Origin of the sequence: Streptosporangium sp. NPDC087985, from assembly GCF_044741965.1 — a bacterium.
Taxonomy (GTDB): Bacteria; Actinomycetota; Actinomycetes; order Streptosporangiales; family Streptosporangiaceae; genus Streptosporangium.
In genome coordinates, this window is record NZ_JBIUTQ010000033.1 from 19385 (window position 1) to 30244 (window position 10860).

The window sequence follows — 10860 nt, forward strand, 5'->3', positions numbered from 1 at the left end:
ACGTAACGACTTCCGACCTGGAGGGCGGCGCGAAGCGAATGATGGCTCGCCCCGAAAACGTGCACCAAGCCCGGCTGCTGCGCCTGCTGCGCGAAGACGGTGCTCGCTCGCGCGCCGAGCTCGGTGATTTGGTCCAGCTCTCCCGCTCCAAGCTGGCCCTGGAGCTCGACCGGCTCGCGACCCTGGGACTGGTGGAATCCGGCGGCCTCGCCGCCTCACGGGGTGGCCGGCGATCTGGCATCGTGCGCATCGCCTCGCACCTGCGCTTCGTCGGCATCGACATCGGAGCCACGTCGATCGATGTGGCGGTGACGAACGGCGAGCTCGAGGTGCTGGCCCGCCTGTCGAGGCCGACGGACGTGCGCGACGGCCCCACTGCTGTGCTTGACCAGGCCATGGAACTGGTCGGCGAGTTGCGGGCCAACGGAACGGCCACCGAGATCCACGGGGCCGGCATCGGGATCCCCGGGCCGGTGAGCTTCCGGGACGGAACGCCGATCGCACCCCCGATCATGCCCGGCTGGGACCGCTTCCCCGTCCGGGAGGCAACGAGCCAGGAGCTCGGCTGCCCCGTGCTCGTGGACAACGACGTGAACATCATGGCTCTCGGCGAGCTGCACGCCGGGCTCGCGAGGTCGGTCGACGACTTCCTGCTCGTGAAGATCGGCACCGGCATCGGGTGCGGAATCGTGGTGCACGGCGAGATCTACCGCGGGGTGTCCGGCAGCGCAGGCGACATAGGCCACATCCGGGTGAACGATCACGGTCCCACCTGCGCCTGCGGCAACACCGGCTGCCTGGAAGCGTACTTCAGCGGGGCGGCGCTGGCCCGCGACGCCCTGGTGGCGGCGCAGTCCGGCCGCTCTGCGTTCCTGGCCGAGTGGCTCGCCGAAAAAGGCGCGCTCACGGCGGAGGACGTCGCCGCGGCGGCGGCCATGGGCGACGCCCTCGCGGTGCGGATGATCCGTGAAGGGGGCCGTCAGGTCGGCACCGTGCTCGCCGGGCTCGTGAGCTTCTTCAATCCGGGCCTCGTCATCATCGCAGGTGGGGTGGCCGGGCTGGGCCACACGCTGCTCGCGGAGATCCGCAGCCTCGTCTACCAGCGGTCCCTGCCGCTGGCGACCGGCAACCTACCCATCGTCTTGTCCGATCTCGGCGGGACGGCCGGCGTCATCGGGGCCGCCCGGCTGATCAGCGACCACGTCTTCCTGCCGCCTGATCTGCCCGTCTGTCTCTGTTCGTCCGCCGCCCGACATGCCCGGGCGGCACCTTCCGGAGCTCTCAGGCGGACTCTCTGACGATGAGACGAGTGGGGAGGATCTCCGGGTCCACGTGGTCGGCCCCGTCAACGAGTTCCAGCAGGAGCCGTACGGTCTCCTCGGCCACCTCCGCGAGCGGCTGGCGGACCGTAGTGAGCGGCGGGATACACGGGGTCCGCGACGGTGCCCGCCGAAGGCGTCGCCGTCGTCCAGGACGCGGTCGTTTTCATCGAGGATGATGACACGGGCGGCATCGCGACGTCGAGCAGACATGCCTTTCAGCGTCCGCACATAGGCCCATCGGCGCCGCGCCGCCACCTGACCACGGTGCGGCGCCGATGGCTGGGGTTTTCGAGGGCTGGGGGTCTTCAGGGGCCATAGGAATTCGGTACATCCTCAACCCCGCCGACTCACCCGGCGATGTCCCCCTTGAGCAGACCGGTCAGCAGTCCCTTGAACTCCGTCGCGGCGTATGCGTCCCCGTCGAACGGGCCGAGCAGCACCGGCCCGTCAGCGGCCGAATCGGGAAGCCGCCCATGGCTGCCCCGGACCGGCGCCGGGTCGAGCGGGACCACCGACATCGTGTAGCGGAAGCCCAGCTTCTTGCGGGCCAGCGCGGAGGCGGCGCGGAGCTTCACGAACGGATCGGCGGGGTTCATGAACAGCTCGGCCGGGTCGTATCCGGGCTTGCGGTGGATCTCCACGAGCTTGGCGAAGTCCGGAGCCCGGTCATCGGAGAGCCAGTAGTAGTACGTGAACCAGGCGTCCGGCTCGGCGACGGCGACGAGGTCGCCGGCCCGCTCGTGGTCGAGGCCGTACCGCGCTTTGCCCTCCTGGTCCAGGACCTCGTCCACGCCCGGCAGCTCGGCGAGCAGGTCGCGGACGCGGGGCAGGTCGGCCCGGTCGCGCACGTACACGTGGGCGATCTGGTGATCGGCCACCGCGAAAGCCCTCGAGGTCCAGGTGTCCAGGTACTCCATCCCGGCCTGGGTGTAGACCTCGAGCAGTCCCTCCCTGCGCAGCACGCGGTTGACGTCGACGGGGCGGGACGCCGAGGTGATGCCGTACTCGGAGAGCACAACGAAGGTGGCATCCTCCCGCAGGAGGGGCGCGAGTTCGGCGTCGATCGCCTTGGCCGCCGCGATCGCCTCCGGGCTGTCCGGGCCGAAGCGCTGCAGGTCGTAGTCGAGGTGCGGCACGTAGACCATCATCAGGTCGGGCCGCTCCTTGGCGAGGATCCGGCGGGCGGCCCCGATGATCCACCTCGACGAGACGATCCCCGCATTCGCCCCCCAGTAGGAGAACAGGGGGAACTCCCCCAGCTCGCCGACCAGGTCGTCGTGGAGCGACGGCGGCCTCGTGTAGCAGTCCGGCGACTTGCGGCCATCGGCGTGGTAGATCGGGCGCGGGGTGACCAGGAAGTCGCTGGACGCTCCCATGGCGTACCACCAGCAGACGTTGGCCGTGCGGAGTCCGGGCATCGCGTCCCACAACTGCTCACCCTGGATCAGCTTGTTGTGCTGCCGCCACAGGAAGACCTCGCCGAGGTCGCGGAAGTACCAGCCGTTGGCCACAATGCCGTGGTCGCGTGGCATCGTGCCGGTCAGCAACGTGGCCTGTACCGTACACGTCACCGCGGGCAGCACGGGCCGCAGCGACGCGGCGTTCCCGACCTTCGCCACGTTGGGCATATGGGCCAGCAGCCGCGGGGTCAGTCCGACGACGTCGACGACGACGACAGGTGCCATCAAATCTCCTTGAGTCCGAGCGCGGCGAGCCGCCGCCTGATCCAGTCGAGTTCGGCGGCGATGCCCTCGGCGATGTCCACCGGGCCGGGCAGCACGCTCCAGGTGTAGGTCTCGACCTCGATGTGCCGGGTGAGCGGGGCCGCCATAAGCAGCCCCAGCAGCTCCTCCAGGTAGGAGGTGGTCGTGGTCAGGGGCGGCGGGGGCGCGGCGTGTAGCGGCATGTGGAAGTGCGTGCGCCAGGGCAGGTCGACCGGAAGCCCGCCCGCCAGCGCCGCTGGGAGGTCGTCCACGTATCCCGCCGCGCAGCGCGTCTGGTGCAGGTATCTGGGCTCCTTGTACGCCGTCAGGGCCCGCTGGGCTCCCGGGGGCGCCTCGACCGCGCTGGAGGCCTGGAGCTTCACGATGGGCAGTCCCAGGCCGGCCGCGGCTTCCGCGTCCTCGAAGCCGACGGCCAGGTGGCAGGCGTCGAGGCAGACGCCGAGGTGAGCGCGGTCGGTGTCGCCGAGCAGCTCGACGGCCTGCGACGTCGTCTCGACGATGCAGCCGGGTTCGGGTTCGAACCCCACCCGGATGGTCTTTCCAGTCCGTTCCGCGAGCTCGCGAAGACCCCGGGCCAGGGCGTCCAGGTGCGCGGCGACGGTCGCGGCCTTGCCCGGCGTCCAACCGGTGCGCCAGGCGAGGGGCAGCGTGGAGATCGAGCCCTCGGTGACGTCGTCCGGCAGGAGCGCGGCCAGGATCTCGGCCAAGTCGAGCGTGTGATCGAGCCGTGCCTTGTCCGCCCAATCCGGCTGATATACCCGATACTTCACAATCTGATCATGGAATCCCTGGTAGGGGAACCCATTGAGCGTGACGACCTCCAGGCCCAGGTCGTCGAGCCGCGTGCGGAGCCGTACGAGCTCGGCGGGATCGGCGCGCAGCGCCCGCGCGACGCCGTGCGACAGCCACAGCCCGAGTCCGAGCCGGGGCGCGCCGGTCAGCGCCCGCACCCGCGCGGCGACTCCGGAGAGCTGCTCATGGATCCCGGCGATGTCCTCTGCCGGGTGGACGTTGGTGCAGTAGGAGAGATGGACGATCGAGCCTTCGGGGTGGCGCAGCCGCATGGTCAGCGCGCCCCGCGCAGGATCGTGTTGCCGGCGTAGCCGGCGCCGGGCGCGCCCGGTCCGAGAGGCACCCCGGGCACAACGTGCGTCGTCCCCGGCGCGACGGGCGCGATCTCCTCGAGGGACAGACGGCCGCTCTGGCCGTAGAACGCGACGGGATTGTCCCAGAGCACACGCTCCACGTCGGCCGACGTGAACCCGGCGGCCAGCATGGCCTCGCCGACCTCGCGGGTCTTCAGCGGGTCGCTGCGCCCCCAGTCGGCGGCCGAGTTCACGATCATCCGTTCGGTGCCGTACTCCTTGAGGATCGCCACCATCCGGTCGGTATCCATCTTGGTGTCGGGATAGACCGAAAAGCCCATCCAGCAGCCGGCGTCGGCGACCATGCCGAGGGTGAGCTCGTTCAGGTGGTCGACGAGGACGCGGCCGGGGTCCATGCCCTTGACTACGTCGAGCGTGCGGCGGGTCCCCGCGGCCTTGTCGCGGTGCGGCGTGTGCACGAGCACCGGCAGGCCGTGCTCGTCGGCCAGCGCGAGCTGGACCTCGAAGGCGTGGTCCTCCTCCGGGGTCATGGAGTCATAGCCCAACTCGCCGACGGCGACCACAGAGTCCTTCAGCAGGTAGCGGGGTAGTTCGCCCAGCACCCCGGTGCAGCGCGGGTCATTGGCCTCCTTGGGATTGAGCGCGAGCGCGCAGTGGTGGCGGATCCCGTACTGCGCCGCCCGGTACGGTTCCCACCCGAGCAATCCGTCGAAGTAGTCGAGAAAGCTGCCGACGTTCGTGCGCGGCTGGCCGAGCCAGAAGGCGGGCTCGACGACTACCCGGACCCCCGCGGCGTACATCCGCTCGTAGTCGTCGGTGGTGCGGGCGGTCATGTGGACATGGGGGTCGAAGATCTTCATCAGAGCCTCTCGAGAACGTCGGAGGGAAGGGGACGTCCCGCTGCGCGGCGCTCGGCCACGTAGTCCGCGAGCATGCGACGCAGCTCCGCGTCGAGCCGGCGATCGAGGCCCTCAACCGTGGCGAGCGGGACGGACATGAAGACGCACTTGAGCACGCCCTGCCGGAAGGCGTGGTCATCCAGCCAGGCCGAGCCGTACGGCCCGAGTGCGGCGGCGACCAGCCGGGGGTCGTTGGCGCGCAGGGCGTCCCGCACGAGCGGCAGGGCGGCGGGCCCGAGATCGAGATCCGGCAGCGTCTCCAGGATCTCCAGCCGTTCCCCGGCGTCGCCCTGCCAGTAGAGCCTGCCGAGCGCCTCCATCGGATTCGGCAGAACCTTCACCAGCGATCTGAGCAACGTCGCGCGGGCGCCCGGGCCGCCCTGCCGCGCGGCCCGCGAGAACAGCGCGTAGACGGTCTCCGGGTTCCCCTCAACGTCCTGTACGGCTCGCGCCAGCCATTGCGTCATGGGCCCTCCTCAGGAAGTCGATCGATCTTCTGGCCACCTCGGGCGCCGCGTGGCCGTATCGGGCCAGTTCGACGGCGACCAGGCCCTCGAAGCCGTCCAGGGCGCGCAGGACGGGCGGGAAGTCGATCTCGCCCTCGCCGAACTCCAGGTGCTCGTGCACGCCGCGCCGCATGTCCTCGATCTGCACGTGCACCAGGTACGGAAGCGCCCGCCTGACGCATTCGGGCTCATCGTACGGCTCCACGCAGCGGCAGTGCCCGATATCGAGGGTCAGGCCGAACCGGGGGTGGCCGCCCAGCAGACCGTGCAGCCGTTCGAACCCGGCGAGATCGGCGACCAGCATCCCCGGCTCGGGTTCGAATCCGAGCGTGACCCCGACCCGGTCGGCCTCGTCCAGGAGCCGCTCGCACTGCCGTACGAGCCGGTTCCACGCCTCGGGCTCGCTGACTCCGGGCGGCCGGATCCCGCTCCACAGGTGCACCACCGGGGCGCCGAGGTCGGCCGCGATCCGCATCGCGCGGCGCAGGAAGGCGGCCCGCACCCCGGCCTCGTCGTGCAGGAGCGTGGGATGGTGCTTGTGCCAGGGATCGAGGGTGTAGCGGCCGCCGGTCTCCACCACGAGGGCCAGCCCGAGCCGGTCGGCGAGGTCGGCGATCCGGCGGACCTGCGCCGGTGAGGCGTCGGGCGGGAGGTGTCCGTGGTCGAGGGTGATCGCCGCGCCACGGTAGCCGAGCTCGGCGAGTACGGCGAGGGCCTGGTCGAGCGGGTGGTCGGAGAACCCGTTGGTGCAGTAGGCCCAGTTCACGAGGTGGCCACCTTCGCCGACAACCACCGGCCGATGGGCAGCGCGGCCAGGAGGGTCGCCGCCTCGGCGAGCCTGCCCCGCCCGGCCACCGCGGCGGCCTGCAGGGGGATCAGGCCGAGGATGCTCATCCGGACCGCCTGCCGCACCCGCTCGGGATCGGGGTCGATGCGCAGCGCCGCCTGGGCCCGGGCGCTCGTCGCGAGAAACGCCGCGATCAGCGCGCCGGCGGCGAGTCGTCCGACGGGTTCGCCGCGCGGGCAGATGGCGGAGGCGGCCAGCACGGCGGCCGCGCCGGTGGCGGTCAGCGCGGCGCGCACCGTCGACGGGGTGGCGCCCTCGACCTCGGCGCGGCCGAGCACGGTGATCCCATAGGTGTGGGCGCCGACGGCGAGAGCCATGGGGGCGGCCGCCCGGGTGTCGGGGCCGGCCCCGAGCAGGACGTCGATCGTACGGCAGGCCGCCATCGCGGCCGGGCCCGCCTTGGTGTGCTTGAGCCGCAGGTCGTAGGCCCAGACGGCACCCGCGAGCAGCCCCGCGAGGGCGAACGCGCGCCGCCCGCCGCAGATCGCGGCGGTGGCCAGCCCAGCGCCGGTCAGCCCGACGGCGATGCCGAGTGCGCCTTCAGGGGTGATCCGCCCGGAGGGGACGGGCCGCTCTGGACGCTCTACGGCGTCGATCTCCCGGTCGGACCAGTCGTTGAGAGCCATGCCCGCCCAGTAGAGCAGCACGGACGCGACGGCGAGGCCGGGCCTGGCCGGCCGCCCGGCGACGGCCGCGCCCGCCATGGTGTCACCGGGAACCGACAGCGCGGCAGGCGCGCGTACCAGTTCGAGCAGGGCCCTCAACGGTCGTCACCTGTCACGCTCTCACCGTCCGGGCCCTCTTCCGCAAGGGACCGCGCGAACGCGAGTAGCCGGGCGTACTGCGCCGGCAGCCCGTGCTCTGTGGTTCCGAACGGATCCTTGAAGAAGTAGCCGAGCTCGGGGAGCGCACCGCGCCGGCCAGCCTCGTGCGCCCGCGCGACGAGGCGGGCGAGATCGAGGACGAGCGGAGCGGCCAGCGTCGAGTCGCAGCCCTGCCACGTGAACTGCATGGTCATCCGGACTCCGAGGAAGCCCTCGAAGGTCACGTGGTCCCAGGCGGTCTTCCACTCGCCGAGATCGGGCACGTAGTCGATGTGGGTCAGGCCGTCGACGTCCCGGCCCAGGATTCCGGTCACGGCGCGCTCCTTCGACGCCGTCTTGCTCGCCCTGGCCGAAGGATCGGCGAGGGTCGCGCCGTCGCCGCCGCCGAGCAGGTTGAGCCCCGACCACGAGTGGACCTTCAGGGCCCGGCCGCCGAACATCGGCGCGAGGGCGCTCTTGACCAGGGTCTCCCCGGTCTTGCCGTCGCGTCCCGCGTACGGCACGCCCCGCAGCCGGCTCAGCTCGTCGAGCACCGGCGGGGTCGGTCCCGTGGAGGGGGTGAACTCCACGTAGCCGCAGCCGGCGTGGAAGGCGGCGTACGCGTAGAGGGAGCTGGCGGGCAGCGGGTTCTCCCCGGCTGCGAGCGCCTTTTCCAGGTCGGCCTGCCGGTCGTACGGTATCGCCATGGGGGCCTCCGTCGACGACACGTTGACCACGACGACGCGGGACAGGGCATGCCGGTCCCGGAACTCCGTGATGTCGGTGACGAGCCGCTCGGCGGCGGCCGCCTGAGTCTCCTCTCCCGGCAAATAACCGGCTCTGATCTCGGCGTCGGCCGCGTCGATGTCCGCCGTGAGCAGTGCCAGTAGCGAGCGGGGGATCACCCCCGCCTCGGTGAGCTGCTCGGCCCGCTTCCGCAGCGGGGTCCCGACGACGTCGTGGCCGCCGAACACCAGATCGGCCAGGGGCGGGAAGTCGCCGGGGAAGCCGGGCGCCTCGATGACGCAACCGGTGGGCGGGACGACGCCCGCCCGGACAGCGGCGGCTCCGACGACGGCCGTGGTCGCGACGGATCCACGCGCGCCGATGAGCCAGACACCGATGGAGGGCAAGGTAGATCTCCCGTCATCTTTCCGGTAAGGCGGATTGCCGCCGATATTTGATGATGGTAGGGGCGACTTTCGACACAAGCAAGCGAAAGTTTTGTGATCTTTGGATGAAAGTACGTGACTCCCGTCACTTCTCGGCCCGGCCCGGATCACATCCAGCCCGTCCCAGCCGATCTAGTACTCCAGTGACACTTCGCGATCTTCCTGGTCATGGTCACATGAAGACGACCACCGCGCGATCATCGGTAGTTTGTGAAGACATCCAAAGATCATGCGGTGGCCGCAGGGCACAGCGTAGACCTTGACGCCTGGCGCGTCATGTTCACCGACGCACTCGGCCGGATCGCCGCCGGCCTGGCCGATCGGCACTGGCACCGTTACAGCGCCGGAGCGGGTGCCAAAGGCCACCGCGTCTACGCCTGGGCCTGGGCGCGCATAGACATCGCCCAGGGTGGCTGGCGCCGGCTGCTGATCCGGCGCAACACCGCCACCGGTGAGCTGGCCTTCTACCGCTGTCACGCGCCCGGCCCGGTGCCGTTGCTCACGTTGGTACGCATCGCGGGCATCCGCTGGGCGGTGGAGGAATCTTTCCAAGCCGCCAAAGGTCAGGCCGGGCTGGACCACTACCAGGTGCGCACCTGGACCGGCTGGCATCGCCACGTCACGCTGGCCATGCTCGCCCGGCCTTCCTCGCCGCAGTCGCCGTCATCCAGAACCCATCTGATGACCGAAGTGCCCCGATGATCCCGTTGACGATCCCCGAGATTCGACGGCTGCTCGCCGTACTCGTCTTCAGGCCGACCCAGCAGGCAGAGGAGGTTCTGCGCTGGTCACAATGGCGACGCCGCCACCAAGCCCATGCTCGGCGATGCCACTACCAGCGCAGATCCCAACCATGATCTCAAAATGTCACTGGAGTACTAGAGGCCGCCTGCCTGCCACTTTCATCACGATCAAGAGAAAGTTATGCAGATTATGACAAAACCCTCTTCGCAGTTCACAGAAAGTGGCGTACTTTCCTGGCCAAGTTCTCCAAACAGTACAGGGAGGTGGAGTGAGGCGAACGGCACCACCCACGGCACGAGCCCGCCACGGAGGCGGCCGTCACCTCCTGACCGCCCCGTCCGCTCCGAGGAGTAACCAGCGGCTCGCCGCGTCATCGGGGGAGCAAGGTTCTTCACGCAGATGGAGTTGGCAAGACATGGAGTTGGCAAGACGATGAGTGCGTTCGAAGAAGAAATCGAGACCGGACAGATGCTGCGCCGCAGGCTGGGGCTGAACCGGCGCCAGTTCCTCGCGGCCACGACGGGTGTCACGGCGGTGACGGCCCTCTCGGCGACGGGCCTGCTCTCCTCAGCCGCCTACGCGGCCCCCGGCCAGGACGACGGGAACAAGGGTGACAACAACGCGCTGATTCCGGCGGCCAAGCGAGGAATCATCCTCTACACCGTCCGCGACGTCATCACGCGTAACCCGCTCGCGGACCCGAACCTGCCCGCCGGATTCCGGCGCACGTTAGAGGAGCTGGGCAGGATCGGTTACGCGCAGGTCGAGTTCGCCGGCTACAGCCAGCACGCCAACGCCGAGGGCGGCGCGAACCTGGAGAGCGTGGCGGGCGCCCGTCTGCTGCGCAGCTGGCTGGACGACAACGGCCTGCGCGCCCAGGGCAACCACGGCTTCATCCCCGGCTCCTGGCCGCTGAGCCAGGCCGACGTGGACCGCTTCAAGCTCCACCTGGAGATCGCCAACATTCTCGGCATGGAGCACGTCGGCACCGGCAACGACCCCACGGGCAGCGCCTACAAGGCCGACTGGGACGTCGCGGCGGACAAGTGGCACCAGCTCGGCGCCCTCGCCAAGGACGCGGGCCTCAAGCTGTACACGCACAACCACGACGTCGCCTACAGCTTCCTGCTCGACAGCGGGCCGCTCGACGGGCAGGGACGTCCGACCCGCTCCTCCGGCATCCGCAGGCTCGAGTATTTCCTGCAGATCACCGACCCTGGGCTGGTCCACCTGGAGATGGACATCTTCTGGGCGTACGTGGCTCAGCACAAGCACAAGACCTTCACCGCGCCCGACGGGTCGACGCAGACCGACATCTTCAACCCGCTGCGGGTCGTGCAGGGGGCCGACGAGCGGTTCCCGCTGTTCCACGCCAAGGACGGGAAGTACAACCCGGCGACTGGCCAAGGCTACGACATGACGGCATTCGGGCTCGGCGACATCGACTACGACGCGTTCTTCTCCGAGGGCCCGAAGAGGGGCCGCTACAACCCGATGTTCGAGAACGACAACGCCCCCGGCGGCACGGCCAACCCCGGCCAGTCGCTGGAGCATGCCAGGATCAGCTACGCCAACATGTCGGCGCTTCGCAACAAGGTCCCGCTGACCGTTACCGCCTCGTCCCGCTGCGTGGGCACGTCGACGTACGTCGCGGTCACGGCCGTCAACGACGGAAGCGTGCCGGCGGACGTGACGCTGACGACCCCGTACGGCTCCAAGACCGTGGCCAACGTGGCC

General features: G+C 70.0%; 11 protein-coding genes. 3 read left to right on the forward strand and 8 right to left on the reverse strand.

All coding sequences use genetic code 11. The features are described from left to right. Positions 1-41: 41 nt before the first annotated feature. Positions 42-1298: an ROK family protein gene (locus ACIN94_RS31585; protein WP_400714255.1), complete on the forward strand. Its 1257-nt coding sequence runs from the start codon at positions 42-44 to the stop codon at positions 1296-1298. Here the strand turns inward: ACIN94_RS31585 and ACIN94_RS31590 are convergent. The 8 genes from ACIN94_RS31590 to ACIN94_RS31625 all read right to left on the reverse strand — a co-directional run bounded on the left by ACIN94_RS31590 (position 1282) and on the right by ACIN94_RS31625 (position 8340). Beyond that, the gene (locus tag ACIN94_RS31590; RefSeq protein ID WP_400714258.1) at positions 1282-1386 is read right to left on the reverse strand and encodes a hypothetical protein; all 105 of its coding nucleotides are present in this window, start codon (positions 1384-1386) and stop codon (positions 1282-1284) included. The two genes, ACIN94_RS31585 and ACIN94_RS31590, sit on opposite strands and share 17 nt — an antisense overlap. 283 nt (positions 1387-1669) lie before the next feature. Next, positions 1670-3007, reverse strand: coding sequence for a nucleotide pyrophosphatase/phosphodiesterase family protein (locus ACIN94_RS31595; RefSeq protein ID WP_400714261.1), 1338 nt, complete (start codon positions 3005-3007; stop codon positions 1670-1672). Beyond that, entirely contained in the window at positions 3007-4110 is a 1104-nt protein-coding gene (gene eboE, locus ACIN94_RS31600; RefSeq protein WP_400714264.1) for a metabolite traffic protein EboE, read from the reverse strand. Before eboE ends, ACIN94_RS31595 begins: the two co-directional genes overlap by 1 nt. A gap of 2 nt (positions 4111-4112) precedes the next feature. Next, complete coding sequence (locus ACIN94_RS31605) at positions 4113-5012, reverse strand: TatD family hydrolase (RefSeq protein ID WP_400714267.1); 900 nt, start codon at positions 5010-5012, stop codon at positions 4113-4115. Beyond that, complete coding sequence (locus ACIN94_RS31610) at positions 5012-5518, reverse strand: EboA domain-containing protein (RefSeq protein ID WP_400714270.1); 507 nt, start codon at positions 5516-5518, stop codon at positions 5012-5014. The genes ACIN94_RS31605 and ACIN94_RS31610 overlap by 1 nt, the downstream gene beginning before the upstream one ends. Next, complete coding sequence (locus tag ACIN94_RS31615; RefSeq protein WP_400714273.1) at positions 5481-6323, reverse strand: sugar phosphate isomerase/epimerase family protein; 843 nt, start codon at positions 6321-6323, stop codon at positions 5481-5483. The genes ACIN94_RS31610 and ACIN94_RS31615 overlap by 38 nt, the downstream gene beginning before the upstream one ends. Continuing rightward, positions 6320-7168 (reverse strand): SCO3242 family prenyltransferase, encoded by an 849-nt coding sequence (locus ACIN94_RS31620; protein ID WP_400714276.1) that lies wholly within the window; start codon positions 7166-7168, stop codon positions 6320-6322. Before ACIN94_RS31620 ends, ACIN94_RS31615 begins: the two co-directional genes overlap by 4 nt. Continuing rightward, on the reverse strand, positions 7165-8340 hold the full coding sequence (locus ACIN94_RS31625; protein WP_400714279.1) for an inositol-3-phosphate synthase: 1176 nt from the start codon (positions 8338-8340) through the stop codon (positions 7165-7167). The genes ACIN94_RS31620 and ACIN94_RS31625 overlap by 4 nt, the downstream gene beginning before the upstream one ends. 273 nt (positions 8341-8613) lie before the next feature. Here ACIN94_RS31625 and ACIN94_RS31630 point away from each other — a divergent pair, with 273 nt between their 5' ends. Continuing rightward, the gene (locus ACIN94_RS31630; protein WP_400714282.1) at positions 8614-9081 is read left to right on the forward strand and encodes a hypothetical protein; all 468 of its coding nucleotides are present in this window, start codon (positions 8614-8616) and stop codon (positions 9079-9081) included. A 474-nt stretch (positions 9082-9555) separates the two neighbouring features. Then, on the forward strand, positions 9556-10860 hold a 1305-nt coding region (locus ACIN94_RS31635), incomplete at its 3' end, for a sugar phosphate isomerase/epimerase family protein (RefSeq protein ID WP_400714285.1).